Consider the following 25,877-nt stretch of genomic DNA (forward strand, 5'->3'; position numbering starts at 1 on the left):
CAAATGTAGTAATACCTTTTTAAATATCTTCTTGGTTTGCTTAGAATACCTCTGCTGCTATCTTTTTAATATTATCAGACTTCCCCATCGAATAATAATGTAAAACTGGAACTCCATATTCCATCAACTCTCTGGACTGCTGAATAGCAAACTCAATCCCAACCTCTCTAACCGCTTTATTTGTTTTGCAACCTTCTACAGCTCTTACTAATTCATCAGGCATATCGAGTTTAAATACTTGAGGTAATAGCTGTAAATGACGTTGTACAGCAACAGGTTTTATACCAGGAATTATAGGCACATCAATCCCAGCTTCTTTGGCTTTTTCTACAAAAGCAAAGTATCTTTTATTATCAAAAAACATCTGAGTTACCACATAATCAGCTCCAGCATCTACTTTTTCTTTTAATCTTCTAATATCTGAATCCATAGAAGGTGCTTCCATATGTTTTTCGGGATAACCTGCTACACCAACACAAAAGTCAGATTGATTATCACTCTCAATTACTTCATGAAGAAATTGTCCTTTGTTCATATTCACAATCTGTTCTACCAATTCATTCGCATAGCAATGTCCTCCTTCTGTTGGTTTGAAATATTTTTCTTCTTTCATTGCATCACCCCTAAGAGCCATCACATTATCAATACCTAAATAATGACAATCCACAAGTAAATATTCTGTTTCTTCTTTGGTAAATCCACCACACAACACGTGTGGAATAGTATCCACATTATATTTATGTTTTATCGAAGCACAGATCCCCACAGTTCCAGGTCGCATACGAGTCAATTTTTTATCCAAAAGACCATCTCTATCAATATAGATAAATTCTTCTCTAGATGTAGTTACATCTATAAAAGGAGGATTAAATTCCATCAAAGGATCAATATTATCATAAAGTTCCTGTATGCTTCTTCCTTTCTGTGGTGGTATTAATTCAAAAGAGAATAGTGTTTTTCCTTTTGCTTTTTTTATATGGTCTGTTACTTTCATTTTTAAGTTTATAATTCTTAGATGGTATTTTATTTATTTTGACGTGCCCTTCGTTACACTTCGGTCGGGCTATCCGCGCTACATGGTAGCTTGCTTCTATCCCTCACGCAACACCTCCCTAACCCTCCTCAAGGAGGGAATAGAAATAATGTTTATTCTATGAAGTTAGGGTTAAGCCATTTTTTTGCATACTCAAAATCTATTTTTTTTCTTTCTGCAAAATCTTTCAACTGATCTTCTTTTATTTTCCCTAGTCCAAAATACCTAGCCTCAGGGTTTGCAAAATAGTAACCAGACACTGATGCTGCTGGCCACATTGCAAGACCTTCTGTAAGCTCTACCCCTATTTTTTCTTTTACTTGAAGTAGCTTCCAAATCGTAAGCTTTTCTAAATGATCAGGACAAGCAGGATATCCCGGAGCTGGTCGAATTCCTTTATAAGATTCTTTAATCAACTCTTCATTTGTGAATTGTTCATCACTAGCATAACCCCAATCTTCTTTGCGTATTTTCTTATGCAGATATTCTGCAAAAGCCTCTGCTAAACGATCCGCCAATGCTTTTATCATAATTGAATTATAATCATCGTGGTCAGTTTCAAACTGTTCTGCTAGCTCTTTGGTCCCGAATCCTGTTGTTACACAAAAACATCCTATATAATCTTGCTTACCAAATTCTTTTGGAGCTATAAAATCAGCTAATGCAAAATTAGGTTTCCCTGCATGTTTTTTTAATTGCTGTCGGAGTGTCTTAAATTCAAACTTTTCACTATCCGAAATCACCTCAATATCATCCTCATTCACTGTATTGGCTTCAAAAAGACCATAGATTGCTTTCGCTCCTAATAATTTTTCATCAAATACCTTTTGTAATAACTCCTGAGCATCTTTAAATAAAGAGGAAGCTTGTTCACCGACTATTTCATCAGTCAAAATTGCTGGATACTTACCGTGTAAATCCCAAGACCTAAAAAATGGAGTCCAATCGATATATGGTTCAAGTTTTTTTAAGTCAAATTCCTCAATTACTTGAATTCCCAATGTATGGGGTTTTGTAATTTCAGATGAAGACCAATCAATTGTATATTTATTCTTTCGAGCTTCTTCGATAGTCAGATATTCTTTTTGTTTTGTTCTTTTTAGAAAACCTTCTCTAAATTTTTCGTAGTCTTCTTTTAAATCTCCAACATATTTTTGGTTACTTCTCTTATTTAATAAATCTCCAACTACGGTTACCGCTCTTGAGGCATCATTTACGTGAACTACAGCATTTTGATATTGTGGATCAATCTTAACCGCCGTATGCGCTTTGGAGGTTGTAGCACCACCAATCAATAATGGAATGTTAAAGTTTTTACGCTCCATTTCTTTCGCTAAATACACCATTTCATCTAACGAAGGTGTTATTAAACCGCTTAGTCCAATAATATCTACTTGTTCATCAATTGCGGTTTGAATAATTTTTTCGGGAGGCACCATAACACCAAGATCTACAATCTCATAGTTATTACAGCCAAGGACTACCGAAACTATATTTTTTCCAATATCGTGTACATCTCCTTTGACCGTAGCCATTAAAACTTTACCCGCCGATCCATTTCCCTGAGCTGCTTTAGGGTTCTTCTTTTTTTCTTCTTCTATGTAAGGCAAAAGATATGCTACGGCTTTTTTCATTACCCTTGCAGACTTTACAACTTGTGGTAAAAACATTTTACCAGATCCGAACAAGTCCCCTACTACGTTCATTCCTGTCATCAGGTTTCCTTCAATTACCTCTATTGGCTTATCAGCAGCTTGTCTTGCCTCCTCTACATCATCTACAATGTATTGGTCAATTCCTTTGACCAATGCTCTAGTTATCCTATCCTGTAGTGGCTCCTCTCTCCAGGAAAGATCAGCTGTTTTTTCTTTGTTAGTACCTACTACAGTCTCCGCAAAATCTAATAACCTTTCTGTAGCATCATCTCTACGGTCCAGAATTACATCTTCAACATGCTCAAGCAAATCCTTAGGAATATCATCATAAACTTCAAGCATAGCAGGATTTACAATACCCATGTTCATCCCGGCTTTAATGGCATGGTATAGAAATACAGAATGCATTGCTTCACGAACCGGATTATTTCCTCTAAAAGAAAAAGAGACATTACTTACCCCTCCACTTACACTACAATGAGGTAAATTCTCTCTAACCCATCTTGTTGCTTCAATAAAATCAATAGCATTTCTTCGATGTTCTTCCATCCCTGTAGCAACGGGAAAAATATTCAGGTCAAAAATGATATCTTCTGGAGGAAATTTTACTTTATTCACCAGAACATCATATGATCTTTTAGAGATTTCTATTCGACGTTCGTAACTATCTGCTTGTCCCACTTCATCAAAGGCCATAACAATTACTGCTGCACCATATCTTTTTATCGCTTTAGCATGTGTTATAAACTCTTCCTCGCCTTCCTTTAAACTAATAGAATTCACAACGCATTTACCTTGAACCACCTGAAGACCAGCTTCAATGATTTCCCATTTAGAACTATCAATCATAATGGGCACTCTGGCAATATCAGGTTCTGCCATAATTAGATTTAAGAATCTTACCATTGCATCTTTTCCATCAATCAGACCATCGTCCATATTGATATCAATTACTTGTGCTCCACCTTCAACCTGATGTCTTGCTATATCTAATGCCTCATCAAATTTCTCTTCTTTGACTAAACGCAAAAACTTACGTGACCCAGCTACATTGGTCCGCTCTCCAACATTAATAAAGTTGGTATTGGCGGAAACAATCATTGGTTCTAAACCAGAAAGTTTTAGATATTTTCTTTTCTCTTCTAAACTCATTATACTACAACTCCTACCTGTCTTGGTTTATAATTCTTAGCTAATTCTGCAATCGCCTCTATATGTTCCGGAGTAGTACCGCAACATCCTCCTATAATATTCACAAGGCTCTTATCCATATATTCTTTGATCTGCTCTGCCATTTGTTCTGGAGTTTCATCATATTCTCCAAAAGCATTGGGTAATCCCGCATTTGGATGAGCTGATACTCCAAAATCTGCTTTTTGGGCTAACACCTCTAAATGAGGAGTTAATTGATTAGCTCCTAATGCGCAATTAAATCCTATCGACAACATTGGAATATGTGATACAGAAATCAAAAAAGCCTCTGCGGTTTGTCCGGAAAGTGTTCTACCGCTAGCATCAGTAATGGTTCCACTTACCATAATTGGAATATCTATATTTTTTTCACCCTTTACTTCTTCAATAGCAAATAATGCAGCTTTCGCATTAAGCGTATCAAAAATGGTTTCCACTAAAAGAATGTCTGCTCCTCCATCGATTAAAGCTTCTACTTGCTGTTTATACGCTATTCTTAGCTCATCAAAGGTAACCGCTCTGAATCCAGGATCATTTACATCCGGAGACATGCTAGCTGTTCTATTAGTAGGACCTATGGATCCAGCTACAAAACGGGGTTTATGAGGTTCTTTGGCAGTAAATTCATCCGCTACTTCTTTTGCTATTTTTGCAGATTGATAATTCAGCTCATATACTAACTCTTCCATCTCATAATCAGCCATGGCAATTGTACTGCCCGAAAACGTATTAGTCTCTACAATATCTGCTCCAGCTTCAAAATACAATCGGTGTACTTCTTTGATGGCTTCTGGCTGCGTTATACTCAGCAAGTCATTATTACCTTGTACCGGAATTGGCCAATCTTTAAACCGTTCTCCTCTAAAATCTTCTTCGGTAAATTTATGTCGTTGCAACATCGTTCCCATTGCTCCATCGAGAACAAGAATTCTTTCTTCAAGTATTTTTTTTATGTCTTTCATACAAAACTGTTCTAAAGAGAATGAAAATCATCTCTTTACCCTCCTTCAAAGGGAAAATAAATATTAATTTCCTTTCTAAAAAAGCAATGTTTTATTATATCAAGAAAAATAAATGGAAGTATAGGCGAGCCATATGTCTTCGTTATCTATTCCACATTGTGTGGATAGAATGTAGCACCTTCTTTAATTGATAAAGGGTTGCTAAGGTATCACAGGGTCTATTCCCTCCACCTTTCTTGATAACAATTATAATACATTTATGAACTTAGCAGTTTTTACTACTAATTTGATTACAAATAAAAGGCATAGCCTTTTGTTTTGCAAGCAAAACAAAAAAAACCTCCAAAGATTTCTAAATCTTTGAAGGTTTGTTAAAATATATGCTATTTATTTTCGAATTATCTAGTCCAGCTTGATCCTCCGAAACTTCCAGAAGTATAAGTTCTAGTTAATTTATTAGCGTTATCAATTTTTAAGCCTAGCACTCCAGAATTACCTGCATAGCCTTTTGGCACATCTACCCAACTTAACCAAACGGTATTTCCATATCGTGTACCTACCGCTACATTGGACCAGGAAGGACGCCCAGATGTAAAGTGTCTTTCACCAAACCAAACGACTGTATTTCCTAATTGTCTCATATAGTAGAATCCTCCATCATTGGCATACCATCTAGCAGTAAGGTCATTAATATTATTTCTGGTTCCAAAACCTTGTGGTCTAGTCGGCGGTAAATAAGCTGGTTTTGTCGTTTTTGTCCAGCTAGACCCACCAAAATTGCTTCCGCTAATCTTTGTGATTTTTGTTCCCGTAGAATTTACAGATAGTTTCAATGACCCATATCCTTTAATTTTTCCTTTGGGCACATCATAGAATTGCCCATTTACAATATTACCATCGAGTTTTCCTTTAAACACATTTGCCCACGTACCTGACGGGTGTTCCCCAAACCAATATACATTTGTACCTATTTGACGAACATAATAATGTCCTCCGTCATTAGCTTTATAATACCCGGACATATTTTCAATAGTTCCACAAATATTTTTGTACATTTTTTTGATTCCATGCTTATCCCAAAATGAAAGTCCACTACGTTGTACAGAGTAACTGCTACCATTCTTTTTTGTAATTGTTGGTAAACCATTTTTAGAAAATGCTTTTGGACCATACATCATAATACTACTAAAATCTAAATTTGGAGAGTATTCGTCACCATCTTCCCCTCTTTGTATGTACGTCTGAAAGTTATGTGTTTTACCAGCTTGAATGTTTCCCCATTTAATGGTTACGTAATTATCTCTATCCTTTCGGCTTTGCTCGTGCCATAATCCAATAGCATGTCCAATTTCATGAATCGTACTACCTGTAGAACAACCTGCTGCTAGATTTATGTTTTGTTTTCCTCCTTGCATACCAACCCAAGAAGAACAACCCGACCCTACTTTAAAATTTATGTAATTTGGCTGGTTAGTTCTATAAACAAACTGAAAATTACTGTGTTGCCTCCAATGGTTAATTGCATCGTATACCCGCTGCTTATTAGGAAGATTACTTTCTATAGTATAATATACAGTACAATTAGGCCAATATTTACTTTTACGCCCAGTACTTTTCCCCGTGTCCTGAAGACTTTTGTCTGTAAAAAGCATATCTCCTTCTACAACGTAGAATTCATCGATTTTCTCAGCTTTTACATTTTGTCCTTCTAAATTAATATCCACTATGTCCCCTGATCTATTAGGAAAAGCAAGTTCTGTAGTGAATTCCTTTTCTTGAATATTTTCTTGCGATACAATTTCATTTTCCACAACGTCTAAATCACGCTCACAATTAGTAAATAAAATGATATTGCTTATTAAAAATATCGAAATCCAAAATTTCGATCTAAAGATGTTAGTTTTCATTTCTTAATGGTTTTAAGATTAGTAAAATGTTAGTTATCTTTTAGAACTCCCGTCTCTGAAGGAGCTCTATCTTTATGATAGCCCGGACATCATAACTCTGCAAAAATAGATCAGCATTATCTAATCTTATATAGTTAAGAAACCTATACTAGAGGAGGTTAACAAACCAAAATAAAAAGGTAAATTCCCCATGTAAAAATGTTTACTTTTATAAACAAAGTGACACTGGGATTTTTGTTAATAAGAGGTTGTGAAATTAAAAGAAAAAACATTCTAACAGTCTTTCCTCTTATGAAGAAGATAAAATTAAATATGAGTGAAATCTAGTGATGAAACAATGCTAATCCCCTAACTAAAAAGAAGTATTAGATTTTGAAAAAAAAGATCTAAACAATCTCCTTTTAAGTATGCACTGAATAAACGAAACTCTCAGAAATCTTGTGAAATATTCTGAAATAAAAAAGTAAATACTATGATTCAGGAGCTAATTCGACTTCTAAACCATCAAGTTCTGGAGTAATTGGGATTTGACATCCGAGTCTACTATTATCTTCTACATAAAATGCTTCAGCAAGCATTAGATCTTCATCCTGACTCATTTCTGGCAATTCGTGATCAGATAAAATATAACATTGACAAGAGGCACACATAGCCATACCTCCACAGGTTCCTTCTACAGGAAGCTCATATGCTTTGCAAACTTCCATAAGGTTCATTGCCATATCTGTTGGAGCTTGCACCTCGTGCATTTCTCCTTCTCTATCTTTTATTTTTATGGTAACGTCTGACATAATTCTTACCTTAATACTATAAAAATCCTCGCAAATATACTGAAAGTAATCAGCATTGCTTGCGAGGATATTTTTAATATACTAAAATTTATACTATAGCTTTTACTACTTCTTTTTTGGCTTCTTTCTTAGTACCATCGAATCCTTCTACTCCTCCAACTGTAGTATATTTCATTACATACTTCTTGTCAGGGAAAATTCTTTGATACGCACTCTGGCACATAATAGCCGCTTCGTGGAAACCTGAAAGGATTAATTTAAGTTTTCCTCGATAAGTATTTACATCACCAATTGCATATATTCCCGGAATATTGGTTTGATAATCATAAGAATTATCAACTTTGATAGCATTTTTCTCGATTTCTAACCCCCAATTTCCTATTGGACCTAATTTTGGTGACAATCCAAATAACGGAATAAAGTAATCTGTATCTACATGAATATCACCTTCTGTTTTGTGTTTAATACCTACACCAGTAACATGATCATCTCCTTTTAGCTCTTTTACTTCAGCTTCAGTAATCAGGTTTACCTTTCCTAATTTGGTCAACTCTCCCACTCTTTCAACAGAATCAAGGGCACCTCGGAATTCATTTCTTCTATGTACTAAGGTTACTTCACTAGCTACATCTGCCAAGAAAATCGTCCAGTCTAATGCTGAATCTCCACCACCTGCTATTACCACTCTTTTATCTCTATAAACTTCTGGGTCACGAATGATGTAAGCAACACCTTTATCTTCGAAATCAGCAATATTAGGAATAGGTGGCTTACGAGGTTCAAATGAACCTAACCCACCTGCAATTGCAACTACCGGCGCATTATGTTGTGTTCCTTTATTAGTAGTCACCAAAAAAGTATCGTCTTCTAATTTCTCAATAGTTTCTGCTCTCTCACCAAGGGTAAACCCAGGATTAAAAGGTTTGATTTGCTCCATCAGATTATCAACTAATTCTCCTGCTAATATCTCAGGAAACCCAGGAATATCATAAATTGGTTTTTTAGGATATATCTCTGAACATTGCCCTCCCGGTTGCGGTAAGGCATCGATAAGATGTGTTTTTAGCTTCAGTAATCCTGCTTCAAAAACAGTAAATAACCCTGTTGGTCCCGCTCCGATGATTAAAATATCAGTCTTTATCATTTCTCAACTTCTTTTTTTCCTATTAATCCTTTAGTAAATTCGTTTAGTGTTTCCACTTTTTCTTCGAAATCACCTTTTATTGTTTTTCGATATTCATTTAAATTTTTGACTAAATCATCAATATTTTCAGGAATTACTTCCTCAAAAAACTGACGTAGTCTTTTGGCTGTAGTCGGCGACTTCCCATTAGTCGAAATAGCCACTTTTACATTACCTTTGGTTACTATTCCACCCATATAAAAATCACAATATGGTGGGTTATCTGCTACATTCACCAACTTACTTCTTTTCCTACAGTCTTTATACACTTGTACATTGACTTCCGGAACGTCTGTAGTAGCAATCACAATATGCTTACCTTTCAGAAAACGTCTGTGATATTTCTTTTTTATCATTTCTACCCCAAATCTATTCGCCAATGTAATCGTATCCTCTCGATACATTGGTGATACCATGGTTACTTTGGCATCCGGACTAGATTTTGTTAAGAACGTTAGTTTTTCTTCGGCTACATTTCCTCCTCCAACGATTAGGATTTCGAGGTTTTTAACTTTTAAAAAAACCGGATATAAATTATTTCTCTCTTCCATCCTTATAGTATCCTAAACAATCAAGATACGATTTCTTCTTGAACTTCTTTATAAATCGAAGCCAGTTTAGCTCTTTGATTTACCACTTCCCCAATCACAATAATTGCCGGAGAGGATAGTTTTTTATCTAAAACAACATTTTCTATAGTTGCTATTGTTCCAAATCCAAACTGCTCATTTTTGGTAGTTCCATTTTGAATAATTGCTACTGGAACATCCTGTTTATTTTCGGCTGCAAAGATACTAACTATTTCACTTAACTTGCTCATTCCCATTAAAATTACCACAGTTGCATTAGATTTTGCTGCCAGGCAAACGTCCTGTGATAATTTATGAGATTTGGTTGTTCCAGTAATCACCCAAAAGCTTTCTGACGACCCTCTTTTTGTCAATGGAATTCCCTGATAAGCAGGAACCGCCAATGCTGAAGAAATACCCGGAACCATTTCGGTTTCTATATCAAACTGCTGTACATAATCAATTTCTTCTGCTCCGCGTCCAAAAATAAAGGGATCTCCTCCTTTTAACCGTACAACGTGACCGTGAGTTTTAGTCCTGCTTACAATCAATTCATTAATCTGCTCTTGTTGGTATGCATAACATCCTTTTCGTTTACCTACAAAAATCTTTTCGGCATTTGGAGCATAGTTTAATAACTCTTCATTGATAAGTGCATCGTATAACACCACATCAGCTGATTCTATAGCTTTGATAGCCTTGAGCGTAATCAGATCCGGATCTCCCGGGCCTGCTCCTACTACTGTCAATTTTGGTGTTTTAGTACTCATCTTTATTATTTTATTCTATTACCTTTCAACGATTTATAAGATTGTAAAGATATTATACGTTTTCCACTTCAAGGGCTCTAAACTCTTGCACTTTTTGTAAAAATTGTCCTGCTTTTTTGATATAATCTAAAGCAAAATCTTTTGTAGGAGCATTTTTTTGAAGTTGATATACTAAATCAGCAAATGTACCTTCTAACTCAATCTTTCCGTTTGATACAAATTCTTCATCAAACTGACGAATTATTCCCGCATGAGTATTGGTCTTTTTATTTTCTGCTAATAATAATGCTTTTGCAGAATTTATCAAAGAACTATAAGCATGATACACCGCATCAGAATAGACTTCGTTTTCAAAAGAAATCTTAGCATTATCTATTTTTTCTTCACTTTCTAAAAACAAAGTGGCTATTAAATCGATTACTACTCCTGCACATTCACCAACTCCAATTGCTTTTACATACTCCTCTTCAGTTCCCCAGTCAATAAAATCTTCTTGAGTAAGATTATCGACATTGGATAAATCCGTAAGAAAATTATAAAAGTATTTTTCTCCTTTCTCTTGATAATATTCTACAAACGTCTTACTATTTGCATTCGCTTCGAAATCATTTAGGATTCTACGTAATGCTTCAGGCCCTCTTCTACTAGGAATTTTCACTACTTTATCAGCGAAACGACCTTTCCCATCACCAAGATTACCACCCCCCAATAGCACCTGAAGTGCCGGAGCAACTAATTTATCTTTAGTTCTTACTGACATTCCCTGGAAACCAATATTCGCCATATTGTGTTGTCCACAGGCATTCATACATCCGCTAATCTTAATTACTAAGTCTTCTTTCTCTAAATATTGCGGATATTCTTCTTTAAGAACTCGTTCCAATTCTTCAGCAATACCTGTACTACTAGCAATTCCCAGATTACAAGTATCAGTTCCGGGACAAGCTGTAATATCTACAGCTTTGTTATAACCTGCTTCAGCAAATCCTAACTTTCCTAATTCCTGATAGAAAAATGGCACTAAATCTTCTTTTACGAATGGAATCAAAATATTCTGACGTAATGATAGTCTAATTTCACCAGCTGCATATTTTTCTACTAAATCCGCTAATAACCTCGCTTTATCGGTATAAAAATCTCCTAATAGCACTTTAATACCTATTGCTACATAACCTTCTTGCTTTTGAGGAATTACATTAGTAGACTTCCATAGATCAAAAGCTTTCTGATCTTTGATCTCTATTTTTGGAGCTTCCAACGAAACTGGAACAGATATCTTATAAGCTTCAGCGTCAATTGCAACAGTTTTTTGAGCAATAGCATTTTGTTCTGCTTCTACTAATTCTTTAAAAGCTTCTAAACCGATATCTTTTACTAAAAATTTCATTCTAGCTTTAGCTCTACTTTTTCTTTCGCCATGACGATCAAAAATTCTTAATACTCCTTCCATTAAAGGAATAATTTTATCTGAAGGTAAAAAGCTATATAATTCATCGGCATGTCTGGGTTGCGAACCTAATCCCCCTGCTAACATCACTTTAAAACCCCTAACGCCATTTTCGATTTTGGCAATAAAACCAAGATCGTGCATATATGACAATCCCGTATCTTCATCAGTTCCTGAAAAAGACACCTTGAACTTACGCCCCATTTCCTGACAAATAGGATTTCGTAAAAAGAATCGAAACAAAGCATCCGCATATGGCGATACGTCAAAAGGTTCTTTTGGATCAATTCCGGCTGTTTCTGAAGCTGTTACATTACGAACAGTATTTCCACAAGCTTCTCGAAGCGTAACATCATCTTTCTCCAACTCGGCCCAAAGCTCTGGTGTTCTATTAAGATCAACATAGTGAATCTGAATATCCTGACGAGTTGTAATATGCAAACGTCCTCTTGAGTATTCGTCTGATACTTCGCAGATACGCCTTAATTGATTGCTCAACACTTTTCCATAAGGAAGTTTGATACGGATCATCTGTACGCCTTCCTGACGTTGACCATATACTCCACGAGCCAAACGAAGGCTACGAAACTTCTCTTCATCAATCTTACCCTTATGAAACTGCTCTATTTTGTTAGCTAATTCTATAACGTCTTTTTGGACAATTGGGTTTTCTATTTCTGTTCTAAAACTTTGCATTTTTTTCGTGTTGCTGCCCTTCAGAAAAGGACGTAGTTATGACTTTTGTATGCTATTTTTTTTATCTAAAAATTTCTGTGGTTTTCTTCAAAAAATCGATTCATATTTTTCACATTATGAATCCGACTCCAGATGTATTATTAGTTTGTGAATCTATTAATATAAAGGACCCTGATGCTTTATTTTTACTATATGCATCAAATGCTAAGGGTTTACTTAATTGAATCTGAACCTTACCAACTTCATTTAGTTGCAATGAATTTTTGGAAGTGTCTTCTCCAGAAAAATCTGTCGCGATAGTTCCATGAATACTTTTTACCTTGGCAAGAATTCGGTTACTACCACTCTGCACAAAATAATTAGCTCCGGGATTCAGATCTTTGCTATCCATCCAACATACGGTAGCTGTTAGTTGTTTTTCAACTCTTGGTTTTTCGGATGATTTTACAATCATATCTCCTCGACTTACATTGACATCATCTTCTAAAGTGACTGTACATGAACTTCCTCTTCCTGCAGTATCAAATTGCTGATCAAAGAAAAATATTTCTTTCACTTTTGACGAAGTCAAAGATGGTAAAATCGTGACTTCATCTCCTACAGAAAGATCGCCTCCGTATAATTTTCCGGCATACCCTCTAAAGTCATGAAACTCATCTTTTTTAGGACGAATTACAGTCTGCACCGGAAAACGTACTTGAGACTTTTCATACACATCTTGCGCATCCAATTTTTCAAGATGTTCTAGAAGTGTTTGTCCATTATACCAAGGTGTATTTTCTGATGTTGAAACTACATTATCTCCCTGTAAAGCACTTACTGGGATAAAGGTTATGTTTTGTTCTTTGTACTCACTCTTAGCAATTAACTCTTCAAAATCAGCCTTGATAGCTTCATATTTATTTTGAGAGAAATCTACCAAATCCATTTTATTTACTGCGACGATCACATCTTTTACTCTCAATAAGTTATTGATAAAGAAATGACGATATGTCTGTTCTATTACTCCTTTACGAGCATCTACCAAAATAATGGAGGCTTGCGATGTAGACGCACCAGTCACCATATTACGGGTATACTCGATATGCCCTGGAGTATCAGCTATAATGTAACTCTTGTTCTTTGTCGAAAAATAGATATGTGCTACATCTATCGTAATTCCTTGTTCACGTTCTGCTACCAAACCATCAGTTGCCAATGAGAAATCAAGATAGTCAAAACCATTAGCTTTACTTCTGGCCTCTATGGCTTCTAACTTATCAGTCGTTAATGATTTCGTATCGTATAGAATACGACCTATCAAGGTACTCTTACCATCATCTACACTTCCTGCTGTTGCTATTTTTAGTACTTCCATCCTATTAATTTTGTTGATGGTTGACTGTTGATTGCTGCTAGTAATTATGAACTAACAACGGACAACTATCAACTCCTTAAAAATATCCTTGTTGTTTACGTTTTTCCATCGCTGCTTCTGATCTTTTATCATCGATACGAGCACCACGTTCTGAAATAGTTGATTCTCTAATTTCTTCTACTACTTTTTCAATAGTAGTAGCATCAGACAACACTGCAGCCGTACAAGACATATCACCAACTGTTCTAAAACGAACCATTCTTTCTTCTATCAGCTCATCATCTTCACGATATACCACATCATCCTCAGCAGACCAGATCATTCCATCCCTAACAAATATTTTACGTTTATGAGCAAAATAAATTGACGGAATCTCAATTCTCTCTTTTTCGATATAACTCCACACATCTAATTCTGTCCAGTTACTGATCGGAAATACACGTACATTTTGACCTAAGTCAATTTTTCCATTCAAATGATCAAACAATTCAGGACGTTGATTTTTTTCGTCCCATTGCCCAAAATCATCTCTTACTGAGAAAATACGTTCTTTAGCTCTTGCCTTCTCTTCATCTCTACGAGCACCACCAATTGCGGCATCAAATTTAAATTCTTCTAAAGCATCTAAAAGTGTGGTAGTCTGCAAACTATTACGACTGGCATATTTTCCTTTCTCCTCAACAACTTTCCCCTGATCGATAGAATCCTGAACGTTACGAACGATCAACTCTACTCCTAATTCCTTTACCAATCTATCTCTGAATTCTATAGTTTCAGGAAAATTATGTCCGGTATCAATATGTAATAATGGGAAAGGAATTTTTCCCGGATAAAATGCTTTTTGCGCTAATCGCACCAAGGTGATAGAGTCTTTTCCTCCAGAAAATAGTAAAACAGGTTTTTCAAATTGAGCTACTACTTCTCTAAAAATATAAATAGCTTCACTCTCCAATGCATTTACTTTAAGAACTGAATTACCAGCAAGATTGCCCGCTGATCCATTTAGTTGCTCTACTTTCTTTTCTAGTATTTCCATGCTTCGTTCGTTGTAATTTATTAGTTAGTATGTAACCCACATTCTCTATTCTCTAACACTTTGGTTGGGTCAAAATATTTAAACTCGTTTGGTAAATTATTTTCTTTTAGATATACATCCAATTCCGCATCACTGTAGTAATAGAAAGGACTTACCTTTAACACGCCATCTTTACCCAGGCTCAAAATATCTAAAGAATCTCTTAGCGCAGTTTGTCCTTTTCTTAAATTTGTAAACCAAACATCTGGAGTAAAATCAGCCATTGCTCTTTTAAAAGGTTCTAACTTTACCTGTTCAGTAAATACTTTATGTTTAGGATCATCAATATCAGGGATTCCCATGACCACATCTCTATGCGCAGTAGTTTGCTTAGGCACATATAATTTTACATTTAACCCTAATTGTTGGATCACTTCTTCTGCGTGCTTATAGGTATTAGGAGTATTGTATCCAGAATCACACCAAATCACCGGAATATCCTTAAGTGCACCAACACTTACATTAAGGATAGCTGCTTCGTATGGTCTAAAATTAGTAGTCACAACAGGTTTCTTAGCATTTAAAACAGCCCATTGAGCAATTTCTAATGGTGTTTTATCTGCCAATGTTTTATTTAAATTTTGTATTTCTTGTTCAGTCCAACTCATTATCAACTTAAATTTAGGATGTACCCCTATTTCCTTTTATAAATGCAATTATCTTCCCCATTTTACTTTATTCCATATTCTTTCGTGAAAGAAATATAGAACCATTTTGGTTAAAAAATCAACAGATGCTATTGAAGTAGCTAAAACGATTTCTCCTGTAAGAACATAAGAAACTATTAGCGTATCTAGAGTACCTATAACCCTCCAACTAACAGCTTTTGCAATACTACGGATTGGCTTTTCTGAAGATTTATCGTCCTCAAAAGTTGTTTTCTTTGAAGCTACTTTGTCTAATATCATTTGATCTACAATCATATCAATCTTTAATTCTATTACCCTATCGGAATAGTAGAGTATTGAACAAATGTATATATAAAATTTGTTTTTTAGTCACCCAAAACATTAAATCTTACAACTAAAGAGAAGAATTATGATATTATTAATAAAAACCCTAGTAAGTTAGTAGATTATTAATCATTATAGACAAATATTACATTTCACCCTCTATACATAACATATCAAAAACACCCTAAATGGGTGGGAAATCCCAACCATTTATTAATATTTTTGCAAAAACTTTATAATTTATAATGATGAAAAAACTCGTCTTGTTTTTGTTCTGTACAACTGCTCTATTTATTTCATGTAGTGATGATGATAATAATGACCCTCCAATTGGAATTGATGAAACCGCCTTGCCAGGCACTTGGAAATTAATTGCCTTTAGAGTTAACAATGGTCAAACTTTTATAGAAACTGATGAAGAGAGAACTCTTTATTCAACATTTTTTTCTGTTGGAAAAGATTTCGAAACTTCCCTTACATTTAATCAAAACCCCGAAACATTTGAGAGCGATGGAGGATATACAACCGTTTTAACCAATACCATTGTTAATCAGCAACCAACCACACAAGAAATTCCAACACCTGGTTTTGCTGCATCAGGTAATTGGCAAATTAAAGATGGAGATTTAGTTCTTGAAGTAGAAGGAACTGAAGAATCTTTTAAAATAACTGGATTGAATTCAGAACTCTTATTTCTAGAAAAAGAACTAAATCAAACATTTCCTTTACCTGGAGGAACACAGGTTTCTACAGGAATGACTTTCTTCGCATTCGGAAAACAATAAAACAAAAAAACGATCAAAAAAGCAGAGAAGTTTCTCTGCTTTTTTGATCTATTATATCTCTTTTAAAGCCTGTTCAATATCAGCAATTATATCATCAACATGTTCCAATCCTACAGAACATCTTACCATTCCATCGGTTATCCCAACTGCTAATTTATCTTCTTTTGCCAGCTTACTATGTGTTGTAGATGCCGGATGCGTAACTATGGTTCTGGTGTCTCCGAGGTTTGCAGACATTGAACACATTTCTATACTATCAAAAAAAGTTTGACCAGCTTCTACACCTCCTTTTACCTCAAAAGCTACAATATTTCCACCCAATTTCATTTGCTTTTTAGCAACTTCATATTGCGGATGAGATTTTAGAAAAGGATATTTTACCCAATTCACTTTAGGATGAGATTCAAGAAACTCTGCCAATTTTAAAGCATTTTCGCAATGGCGATCTACACGAACGGCCAAGGTTTCCAAGCTTTTTGACAACACCCACGCGTTAAATGGCGATAATGCAGGACCTGTATTTCGAGAAAATAAATAGATTTCTCTTATCAGATCTTTTTTACCTACGGTAACTCCTCCTAGCACTCTTCCTTGACCATCAATCAATTTGGTCGCAGAATGAATCACCAGGTCAGCTCCAAACTTAATTGGATTTTGTAAATAGGGTGTTGCAAAACAATTATCAATTACCAAAAGTACATTATGCCTTTTAGCAATTTTTCCCAGTAATTCAAGATCCAACACATCCACACCAGGGTTGGTCGGAGATTCTGCATAAATGATTTTGGTATTAGGCTTAATCAGGCTTTCTACTTTATCTACTTCATTAACTGCAAAATAACTAGTCTCTATATTCCATTTCGGAAAATACTTAGTAAACAAAGTATGTGTAGATCCAAAAACTGATCTAGCTGATACAATATGATCCCCTGCATCCAATAATGCTGCAAACGTAGAAAACACAGCAGCCATACCTGTCGCAAATGCAAAACCATCTTCTGCATCCTCCATCTGGCAGATTTTATCTACAAATTCGGTTGTATTAGGGTTACTGAAACGGCTATACAAATTGCGCTCTTTCTCTTCTGCAAAAGCAGCTCGCATCTCTTCAGCATCTTCAAAAACAAACCCTGAGGTAAGATACATCGGTGTCGAATGCTCTAAAAACTGTGTCTTATCGGTTTGTGTCCTTACCGCTTGTGTTTCAAAATGTTTGCTTTCTAAACTCATACTACTTCATTATTAACCACAACTTTATACTCTATAGTAGCTGTTGGTTCTAAAGTTTTGGATACTGAACAATATTTTTCAAATGATAATTGCGCCGCTCTTTTAGCTTTTTCTGGAGCTATTTCTCCTTCAAGAAATACTGTAACCGTAATATTCTTAAAAGGTTTTGCTCCGTCTATTTCTACACGAGTTCCATCCACTTCTGCTCTATAATCTGAGATTTCCTGGCGTTGTTTTTTAAGAATAGAAATCACATCAATAGCACTACATCCAGCTACACCCATTAACACATATTCCATTGGACTCGGTGCCAAATCGTGGCCTCCAACTTCTGCTTTGCTATCAATGTGCGTTACATGGCCTCTTTCATTTTTTAGTTCAAAATGATAATCGTTGTCTATTCTTTTTAACTGTATCTTCATTATTATTTATTTGGGCGTTCCCCTTCGACTGCACTTCGACAAGCTCAGTGTGACATCTCGGGGTCGGGCTTTCTGCTATATCTTTTATAATCTGTCAACACCCTTCGACTCCGCTCAGGGAGACAGATTATAAAAGGATGCCGCTTCAATCCCTAACGCAATTATTCATCCTTTTTCTGCCAATCGTAATATATCTCCAAAGACTCCTCTCGCCGTAACTGCAGCTCCAGCCCCAGCTCCTTGGATAACAATAGGCTGATCTCCATACGACTCTGTATAAATCTCGAATATAGAGTCGGAACCTTTTACTTGTCCTAACGCACTACTTTCTGGAACTGAAACCAGTTTCACATCCAGATTTCCTTTCTCCTGGGATAGATCACCCCAAAGATCACCAATATATCTCAAAACATGATTAGGTTTTTGTGCTTCTTTAACCTTTTCGTATACTGAATCTAATTCTATTAATTTCTCTAAAAATTGCCCTGCTGATCCTTCTCTCAAATTTTCAGGAATCAAATTATGAATATGTACATCTTCAAACTCATTACTAAGATCCAATTCCCTGGCAAGAATCAATAATTTACGACCTACATCGTTTCCACATAGATCCTCACGCGGATCGGGCTCTGTAAAACCTTTATCAATAGCTTCTTGAAGCACTTCGCTAAAAGGTCTTTCTTCTGCAGAAAACGTATTAAACAAATAACTTAACGTTCCTGAAAAAACTCCTTTGATTCTAGTTATATTTTCTCCTGAAAGATGTAATAATTTAATCGTATCAATCAAAGGCAATCCTGCTCCCACATTGGTCTCATACAGGTACTGTTTTTGGTTTTCTTCGAGTTTTGACCTTAGTTCCTTGTAGAACTCAAAACTTAATGTATTAGCAACTTTATTAGATGATACTAAATCAAACCCATGCTCCACCAATGAAATGTAATTAGAAGTAAAACCCTCACTCGCTGTGTTATCAATAGCAATTAGATTTTCCAGATGATTTGCATCTGCGAACTTCACTATATCTTCTATTGAATATGAAATTCCTTCTAAACCAATTTTATCTTTCCAATCTGTTTCAATTCCGTTTTTATTCAATAATGTTTTCCTAGAATTAGCTACTGCAAAGATGTTTAGTTTTATTTTTTTACGCTTTTCAATTTGCTCTACAGAGTTCAATACCTGGTCGATCAAAGTTCCTCCTACCAGTCCATGTCCAAAAATTGCAATATTGATTTTTTTAGAAATTTCAAATATTTCTCCATGAATCACATTTAAAGCTCGGTTTAATTGATCTTTCTTTACTACCAAACTCACATTCTTACCACTTACAGTATTGTTAAATAACAAAGGAACTACCTGATTTTTAATTAGCGCATTGTATGGTTTATGAAAAGTACTCAAATCCTGACCAATGATTGAAATCACGGACACATTTTCTTCAATAGTGATGACACTGACATCTCTTTTATAAAGATCAGGTTCAAACTCTTGTTCCAAGACAGCTTTGGCTTCTTTAGCTTTATCAGCATCTACTACTAAGCCAATTCCTCGCTCAGAAGAGCCTTGAGAAATTATACTCACACTGATATTTTTATGTGCCAATGCCCTAAAAATACGAGCATCCACGCCAACTTTTCCTAAAAGTCCTCTTCCTTCTAAATTAATTAGTGCAACATTTTCTAAAACCGATAATGATTTGATTCCTTTCTCGCTAGTCTCAGCAGTAATTAAAGTACCCTCATTAGTATGATCAAAAGTATTTAATATTCTCAGTGGAATATTTTTTTCGATTAACGGAATAATTGTTTTAGCATGCAAAATATTTGCTCCGAAATAAGCAAGTTCATTAGCTTCTGTAAAAGATAGTTTTTCAATCTTTTTAGCTTCCGGAACAAGATCTGGATTAGCTGTATAGATCCCATCTACATGAGTGAAATTTTGCAATTCTTCCGCATCTAAATAATTTGCTAATAATGATGCTGTATAATTACTCCCATTTCTTCCTAAGGTAGTGGTTTCTTTTTTTGTATTAGAAGCGATAAAACCAGTTACAATATTTACTGTAGAACCATTATATTTTTGAAAATGCTTTATTACATTTTCTTTAGATAATTTATCTAACGGTTGAGCATCACCAAATTGTTCATCAGTAATAATCAACTCTCTACTATCAGTAAAATGAGCTTTGATATCTTTTTCTTTAAGTATTTTGGTCAAAAGCTTAGCAGACATTACTTCTCCCTGAGAAAGTACTTGATCTTTGATTCTTTTACTATAATCACCTAGTAAAGAAACTCCTTCAAACAACTTATCCAAAGTTTTAAATTCTTCAGTATAATCGGCACCTTCGCAAGTTTCTAATTGATATTTTTTAAAGGTTTTTAATTGATCTTGATAATTCTCATTCCTTGATGCTTTATCCAAAATAGCTTCTAACTCGTCTGTAGTATTTCCTCTAGCCGATAACACAACAGTGATCCTCTCTCCTTTTTTGATTTTATCTTCGACAATATCAACAACGGCCTTAATTCCTTTTCCGTTAGCTAGTGATTTCCCTCCAAACTTTAATACCTTCATTTCTTTTTCCTTTAAAAAACATCTTTCAACAACTCACTTAATTGCTCAAACTCTATCAAAAATGCATCATGACCGTGCACAGAATTAATAATACCGTGAGTAACATCTCTATTTATTCCCTTTAATTCATGGAATGTTCTTTTATCTTCTGCGGCTGTAAAAAAACCATCAGAATCCACACTAATAATATGAATCTTTGATGCAATCTTTGATGCAACTGCTCTAAAATCTCCTCTTCCTTCAGTAATATCTATATTGGCCAAAACATAATTCAGCTCTTTATAAGCAGAAAGTGTAAATCGCTGATCTAATTTTTCACCATGATGAAAAAGCCAACTTTCGATATTATACATATCTTTTTCGTTATTGTAAGTACGATCAAATTTTTGTTTGAAAGATTCAGGAGATCTATAGATTAGCATCGCATGCAATCTAGCGTCATGAACCGGGTTACTAGAATTCAACAAAATCTGTTCTTGCACTAGGCAATTTGCTTTTAGCCAATCACTAGATTTCCAATCTGTAGCGACTGGAATTAAATGTTTGATCAGATCTGGTCTTAGCGCAGCTAATTCCCAAGCAATTCCACCACCAACAGACCCTCCAATTGCGGCATGCAATTCAGTGATATTCAATTTCCTTAACCCAATCTCAAAAATCGAAGCAATATCCCTAGCATTAAATACTTTATAATCCGCAATCAGATGCTCCTCTACTCCATCATAACCATTACCCGGAATATTAAAAGATAAAACTGTATACCGATCTAGATCTATACATTTACCTTTTCCTATCAATCCATTCCACCAACCGTTTTCTCCACAAACCGTGGAATTTCCAGTTAATGCATGATTTACTAATACAATAGGAGCAGAATATAATTCCTTACCAAAAACCTCATAGGTCAATGGAATTAAACCTAATATCTGACCATTTGACGTTCTATAATTCGATATCTGGATTGTTTGGAGCATAGATTAATTTAACTTCTATAAGATTCCAGCGCACACTAATACATAATCAGTAACAACAGCAGGAACGAAAAGGGTTACATATTTATTTTACTTTTTCTTTTACCTTACTAAATGCTGCTTTCAAATCTGCTTTTAAATCTTCAATATCTTCAAGCCCTACCGATAGTCTAATTAAGTCACTAGTAACCCCAGTAGATTCCTGTTGCTCTTCATTTAATTGTTGATGCGTTGTACTTGCCGGATGGATAATCAATGATTTAGAGTCTCCAATATTTGCTAATAGTGAAAAGATTTTAGTTTCATCCGCAACAGTTTTAGCTGAATCAAAACCTCCTTTTATTCCAAAAGTTACAATACCACTTTGTCCCTTTGGCAAATATTCTTTTGCAAGAGTATTATATGGATCATTTTCTAATCCAGGGTATTTTATCCAAGTTACTTCATCCTGTTGTTGTAACCACTTCGCAAGTTCTAAAGCATTTTCACTATGTTTTTTGATACGGATTTCTAAAGTTTCTAACCCTTGTAAAATCTGAAAAGCATTAAATGGACTTAAAGCAGCTCCGTGATCACGTAACCCTTCTATTCTTACTTTAGCAATAAATGCAGCTGGACCTAACGCCTCATGATACACTAAACCGTGATATCCTGGTGAAGGTTCTGTAAATTCTGGAAACTTACCGCTTGACCAGTCAAATGTTCCAGCATCAATAATTACACCCCCAAGAGATGTTCCGTTTCCGCTGATATATTTTGTTAAGGAATGGATGACAATATTTGCCCCATGTGCTATAGGGTTCAATAATGCTGGCGTAGCCACCGTGTTATCTACAATTAAAGGTACTTTGTAAGCTTTTGCTTCAGCCGAAATTGCTTTCAGGTCCAGAACATCCAGTTTTGGGTTCCCTAAGGACTCTACAAAAAATGCTCTCGTATTTTCTTGTACTGCATTTTTGAAATTCTCTGCATCTGATGGGTCTACAAAAGTTGTGCTGATTCCAAATCTAGGTAGAGTAACACTTAAAAGATTGTAAGTCCCTCCATATAAACTACTAGAAGCCACTATATGATCTCCCGCTTTAAGAAGTGTTAATAGTGTTGTATTAATTGCTGCTGTTCCCGAAGCAGTGACAACGCCTGCGATACCTCCCTCAAGGGCAGCTAAGCGTTGCTCTAGGATATCGTTGGTTGGATTGTTTAATCGGGTGTATATATACCCTGATTCTGATAGGTTAAATAAGTTTGCCGCATGGTCTGCATTATTAAAAACATATGATGTGGTTTGATAAATTGGAACAGCTCTTGTTCCTCCATTAGTGGTTACATCATGACCTGCGTGTAAAGCTTCTGTAGCAAATTTTTGTGTGCTCATAATTTTCTAATTTAAATTTTAGGTTTAATAAAACTCAAATACATCAAACACTGCTTTAGTGTATGTTCATAGAAAATTAAAAAGAAAGGAAACGACAATTACAGCGAGTATAATTGGATCGAGTTATCTATTCCTAAAATCAAAAATGAAAATCGGATAGAATTTAGCACCTTCTTTACGAATAAAGGGTTGCTAAGGTTTCATAGGGTCTATTCCCTCCACCTTTCTTGATAACTAACTAAAATGTATAAGAAACTTGAGGACAAAGCTAATAATTATTTTTAAACGGTAAGCTGTTTATTATAAAAATTGTTTTATTCGAATAAAACCTACCTAAAACAAGTGATTTATTCAGTAAAAATTAATCATACGTTAAATACTTTTGAATATTGTCATTTTTTTTACCTTTGCCGAAATATTTAAGGGATAGATTTGACTGATTGCAACCCAAAAAAATGCTAAAGCAGTTCGATTCGCAAAAATATCGAAAGCTTCACTCCGCAATTCCGTCTTATATTCTAATAAAACAATAAAGAATGGCATATTTATTTACTTCAGAAAGTGTATCTGAAGGACATCCGGATAAAGTAGCAGACCAAATTAGTGATGCTTTATTAGATAACTTTTTAGCTTTTGACCCTGATTCAAAAGTAGCTTGTGAGACGCTAGTAACGACAGGGCAAGTTGTATTAGCAGGTGAAGTGAAATCTACTACTTATCTCGATGTACAACATATTGCCAGAGATGTTATTAATACAATAGGATATACAAAAGGAGCGTATCAGTTCAGTGGAGATTCTTGTGGTGTAATTTCTTTGATTCATGAACAATCACAGGATATCAATCAAGGTGTTGATCGTGACACAAAAGAAGAGCAAGGTGCTGGTGATCAGGGTATGATGTTTGGATATGCGACTAAAGAAACTGCAAACTATATGCCTCTAGCTCTTGATATTTCTCACAAAGTATTAATTGAACTAGCAAAATTAAGGCATGAAGGTGTAGAAATTCCTTACTTACGACCAGATTCTAAAAGCCAGGTAACTATTGAATATAGTGATGATAATATACCTCAACGTATAGTAGCAATCGTAGTATCTACTCAGCATGATGATTTTGATATTGATGATGATGTGATGCTGGCAAAGATTAAAAATGACATTATCTCTATACTAATGCCAAGAGTTATTGCTCAATTGCCAAAATATGTTCAGGAATTATTCAATGATCAAATCACTTATCATATCAATCCAACCGGAAAATTTGTGATTGGAGGTCCACATGGTGATACTGGATTAACAGGTAGAAAGATTATTGTGGATACATATGGTGGTAAAGGTGCTCATGGTGGTGGAGCCTTTTCTGGAAAAGATCCTAGTAAAGTAGATAGATCTGCAGCTTATGCTTCTAGACATATTGCTAAAAATCTTGTTGCTGCAGGAGTGGCCAATGAAGCCTTGGTGCAAGTATCTTATGCTATTGGTGTAGTTGAACCTACTTCGATTTTTGTAGACACTTATGGCACAAGTTCTTTAGGCATAACTGATGGAGAAATCGCAGAGAAAGTTGGAGAAATCTTCGACATGAGACCAGCAGCTATAGAAAAACGATTAAAACTTCGTAATCCAATCTATCTAGAAACTGCAGCCTATGGACATATGGGTAAAGAACCTAAAACAGTTACTAAAGTTTTTGAAAGCCCTTATTCTGGTAAAATAGAAAAAGAAGTGGAGCTATTTACTTGGGAAAAGTTGGATTATGTAGAAGCAGTAAAAAAAGCGTTCAACATTTAAGTTTTCTTATTTATTTGAAGTATTTTTGCCTAAAATCTAATTTCTAGCCTCTAGATTCCTTGGTTTGTTACAAAATTGAGAATCATCGAATACTACCTCATAACCTACGAATACTAAATAATTAAAGTTATTGTTATTAATAGCGATATCTTTCGGCTGAAAAAAAATTAAATTGTAAAATTCAGGAAATGAAATTAAAAATTTTAATCCCCACTGTATTCTTGTTAATTATCCATATCTCGTTCGGACAAGAATACAAGAGCAGTACTGAATCTATAAAAATTGTAGACACAAAAATTGTAGAAGGTTCTTATAATGCTGATGAACAAGTAAAAACTGATAACTTAATTGTAAAGAGCTTAGAAAATAGATCTAGTAATATACAATCCTACAGTAAAAAAGAATGGAAAAAAATTAGAAAAAAGATGCGCAAGGCTAAGAAAAGAATTTCTAATAATGGAGATATCATTCATACTTCTAAAGTTCTAGATACCGTTTTTATCAGCCCTTCTTATTCTAATAACAGAACCCAATTATCGGGTTGGTAAAATCTAAACAAACAACTACACAATGACCGCTTAATTTATAAGCGGTCTTTTTTTTCATTTTTTAGAATTAAAAATTAAACTTCTAAGAGAAAACATAAAAATACAAGGAAAATAAACCACAAAAAAAGGGGTTTTTCCCTCTTACATAATTCATATTATTAACCTATCTTAGTTATTGATAATCAGATGATTAATTTCACATCATTTGATGTCATTTAATTAAAAAAAATGAAAATGAAAATTGCTATTATCACATCCCTGTTTTTGTATTGTCAAGTATTTTATGCACAAAGCGATAAAAAAACCAAAGAACCTTTGAAGATTAATGATTCAACAGAAATCTTAACGAATTCTGACTCAAACCTTCAAGCAACTAATAAAAAAGAACTGTTACAGCAAGACAAGTTCAAAAAAACTGCTATAATCTATACCGAAAAAGAATGGGCAGATATTAAAAAAGAAATGCACAAAAATAAAAAGAGACTCACTAAAAACAATGTTCGTATATCAAAAGTTATCGATACTGTCTTCTTATTTATTCCTTTACAAGAAAATAATTCACAGATTACAGATTGGTAAAACCT

At 34.8% G+C, this 25,877-nt stretch carries 22 protein-coding genes and 2 riboswitches; of the genes, 4 read left to right on the forward strand and 18 right to left on the reverse strand.

Going from position 1 to position 25,877, the window contains the following annotated elements; translation table 11 throughout:
* Positions 1–40 precede the first annotated feature (40 nt).
* The 13 genes from metF to J8M14_RS00340 all read right to left on the reverse strand — a co-directional run bounded on the left by metF (position 41) and on the right by J8M14_RS00340 (position 15,559).
* Positions 41–994: a methylenetetrahydrofolate reductase [NAD(P)H] gene (metF, locus tag J8M14_RS00280; protein WP_211072343.1), complete on the reverse strand. Its 954-nt coding sequence runs from the start codon at positions 992–994 to the stop codon at positions 41–43.
* Between the two features lie 152 nt (positions 995–1,146).
* Positions 1,147–3,840, reverse strand: coding sequence for a methionine synthase (gene metH, locus J8M14_RS00285; RefSeq protein WP_211072344.1), 2,694 nt, complete (start codon positions 3,838–3,840; stop codon positions 1,147–1,149).
* Positions 3,840–4,841, reverse strand: coding sequence for a homocysteine S-methyltransferase family protein (locus J8M14_RS00290; protein ID WP_211072345.1), 1,002 nt, complete (start codon positions 4,839–4,841; stop codon positions 3,840–3,842). The genes metH and J8M14_RS00290 overlap by 1 nt, the downstream gene beginning before the upstream one ends.
* Before the next feature lie 139 nt (positions 4,842–4,980).
* Positions 4,981–5,087: riboswitch (SAM riboswitch) on the reverse strand.
* Positions 5,088–5,239: 152 nt separating this feature from the next.
* Positions 5,240–6,748: a M12 family metallopeptidase gene (locus J8M14_RS00295; RefSeq protein ID WP_211072346.1), complete on the reverse strand. Its 1,509-nt coding sequence runs from the start codon at positions 6,746–6,748 to the stop codon at positions 5,240–5,242.
* 470 nt (positions 6,749–7,218) lie between these two features.
* On the reverse strand, positions 7,219–7,539 hold the full coding sequence (locus tag J8M14_RS00300; protein ID WP_211072347.1) for a 2Fe-2S iron-sulfur cluster-binding protein: 321 nt from the start codon (positions 7,537–7,539) through the stop codon (positions 7,219–7,221).
* Positions 7,540–7,627: 88 nt separating this feature from the next.
* Positions 7,628–8,683: an NAD(P)/FAD-dependent oxidoreductase gene (locus tag J8M14_RS00305; protein ID WP_211072348.1), complete on the reverse strand. Its 1,056-nt coding sequence runs from the start codon at positions 8,681–8,683 to the stop codon at positions 7,628–7,630.
* Entirely contained in the window at positions 8,680–9,273 is a 594-nt protein-coding gene (locus J8M14_RS00310) for a bifunctional precorrin-2 dehydrogenase/sirohydrochlorin ferrochelatase (protein ID WP_211072349.1), read from the reverse strand. The genes J8M14_RS00305 and J8M14_RS00310 overlap by 4 nt, the downstream gene beginning before the upstream one ends.
* A gap of 20 nt (positions 9,274–9,293) precedes the next feature.
* Positions 9,294–10,061 (reverse strand): uroporphyrinogen-III C-methyltransferase, encoded by a 768-nt coding sequence (cobA, locus tag J8M14_RS00315; protein ID WP_211072350.1) that lies wholly within the window; start codon positions 10,059–10,061, stop codon positions 9,294–9,296.
* A 52-nt stretch (positions 10,062–10,113) separates the two neighbouring features.
* Positions 10,114–12,204, reverse strand: coding sequence for a HEPN domain-containing protein (locus tag J8M14_RS00320; RefSeq protein WP_211072351.1), 2,091 nt, complete (start codon positions 12,202–12,204; stop codon positions 10,114–10,116).
* A 109-nt stretch (positions 12,205–12,313) separates the two neighbouring features.
* Positions 12,314–13,561, reverse strand: coding sequence for a GTP-binding protein (locus tag J8M14_RS00325; protein ID WP_211072352.1), 1,248 nt, complete (start codon positions 13,559–13,561; stop codon positions 12,314–12,316).
* Positions 13,562–13,637: 76 nt separating this feature from the next.
* The gene (cysD, locus tag J8M14_RS00330; RefSeq protein ID WP_211072353.1) at positions 13,638–14,597 is read right to left on the reverse strand and encodes a sulfate adenylyltransferase subunit CysD; all 960 of its coding nucleotides are present in this window, start codon (positions 14,595–14,597) and stop codon (positions 13,638–13,640) included.
* A gap of 20 nt (positions 14,598–14,617) precedes the next feature.
* Positions 14,618–15,244 carry a phosphoadenosine phosphosulfate reductase family protein gene (locus J8M14_RS00335; RefSeq protein WP_211072354.1) on the reverse strand — a complete coding sequence of 209 codons (627 nt, stop codon included), beginning with the start codon at positions 15,242–15,244 and terminating at the stop codon, positions 14,618–14,620.
* Positions 15,245–15,292: 48 nt separating this feature from the next.
* Positions 15,293–15,559: a DUF2061 domain-containing protein gene (locus J8M14_RS00340; protein ID WP_211072355.1), complete on the reverse strand. Its 267-nt coding sequence runs from the start codon at positions 15,557–15,559 to the stop codon at positions 15,293–15,295.
* A 275-nt stretch (positions 15,560–15,834) separates the two neighbouring features.
* On the opposite strand from J8M14_RS00340, the gene J8M14_RS00345 reads away from it, so the two are divergent.
* Complete coding sequence (locus J8M14_RS00345) at positions 15,835–16,374, forward strand: hypothetical protein (RefSeq protein WP_211072356.1); 540 nt, start codon at positions 15,835–15,837, stop codon at positions 16,372–16,374.
* Positions 16,375–16,425: 51 nt separating this feature from the next.
* Here J8M14_RS00345 and J8M14_RS00350 read toward each other — a convergent pair whose 3' ends face one another.
* The 5 genes from J8M14_RS00350 to J8M14_RS00370 form a co-directional block, all read right to left on the reverse strand.
* Positions 16,426–17,604, reverse strand: coding sequence for an aminotransferase class I/II-fold pyridoxal phosphate-dependent enzyme (locus J8M14_RS00350; RefSeq protein ID WP_211072357.1), 1,179 nt, complete (start codon positions 17,602–17,604; stop codon positions 16,426–16,428).
* Positions 17,601–18,026 (reverse strand): OsmC family protein, encoded by a 426-nt coding sequence (locus tag J8M14_RS00355; protein ID WP_211072358.1) that lies wholly within the window; start codon positions 18,024–18,026, stop codon positions 17,601–17,603. The genes J8M14_RS00350 and J8M14_RS00355 overlap by 4 nt, the downstream gene beginning before the upstream one ends.
* Positions 18,027–18,191: 165 nt before the next feature.
* Positions 18,192–20,606, reverse strand: coding sequence for a bifunctional aspartate kinase/homoserine dehydrogenase I (gene thrA, locus J8M14_RS00360; protein WP_211072359.1), 2,415 nt, complete (start codon positions 20,604–20,606; stop codon positions 18,192–18,194).
* A gap of 11 nt (positions 20,607–20,617) precedes the next feature.
* Positions 20,618–21,580 (reverse strand): alpha/beta fold hydrolase, encoded by a 963-nt coding sequence (locus J8M14_RS00365; RefSeq protein ID WP_211072360.1) that lies wholly within the window; start codon positions 21,578–21,580, stop codon positions 20,618–20,620.
* An 82-nt stretch (positions 21,581–21,662) separates the two neighbouring features.
* Positions 21,663–22,952, reverse strand: coding sequence for an O-acetylhomoserine aminocarboxypropyltransferase/cysteine synthase family protein (locus J8M14_RS00370; protein ID WP_211072361.1), 1,290 nt, complete (start codon positions 22,950–22,952; stop codon positions 21,663–21,665).
* 120 nt (positions 22,953–23,072) lie between these two features.
* A riboswitch (SAM riboswitch) is annotated at positions 23,073–23,189 on the reverse strand.
* A gap of 299 nt (positions 23,190–23,488) precedes the next feature.
* On the opposite strand from J8M14_RS00370, the gene metK reads away from it, so the two are divergent.
* The 3 genes from metK (at position 23,489) to J8M14_RS00385 (ending at position 25,872) form a co-directional block, all read left to right on the forward strand.
* Positions 23,489–24,745, forward strand: a complete 1,257-nt coding sequence (gene metK / locus J8M14_RS00375; protein WP_211072362.1) for a methionine adenosyltransferase — start codon at positions 23,489–23,491, stop codon at positions 24,743–24,745.
* A 188-nt stretch (positions 24,746–24,933) separates the two neighbouring features.
* Positions 24,934–25,293, forward strand: a complete 360-nt coding sequence (locus J8M14_RS00380; RefSeq protein ID WP_211072363.1) for a hypothetical protein — start codon at positions 24,934–24,936, stop codon at positions 25,291–25,293.
* Positions 25,294–25,527: 234 nt separating this feature from the next.
* Positions 25,528–25,872 carry a hypothetical protein gene (locus tag J8M14_RS00385; protein WP_211072364.1) on the forward strand — a complete coding sequence of 115 codons (345 nt, stop codon included), beginning with the start codon at positions 25,528–25,530 and terminating at the stop codon, positions 25,870–25,872.
* The last annotated feature ends 5 nt before the right edge of the window (positions 25,873–25,877 follow it).

The organism is Aquimarina sp. MMG016, assembly GCF_018100805.1.
Lineage (GTDB): Bacteria > Bacteroidota > Bacteroidia > Flavobacteriales > Flavobacteriaceae > Aquimarina.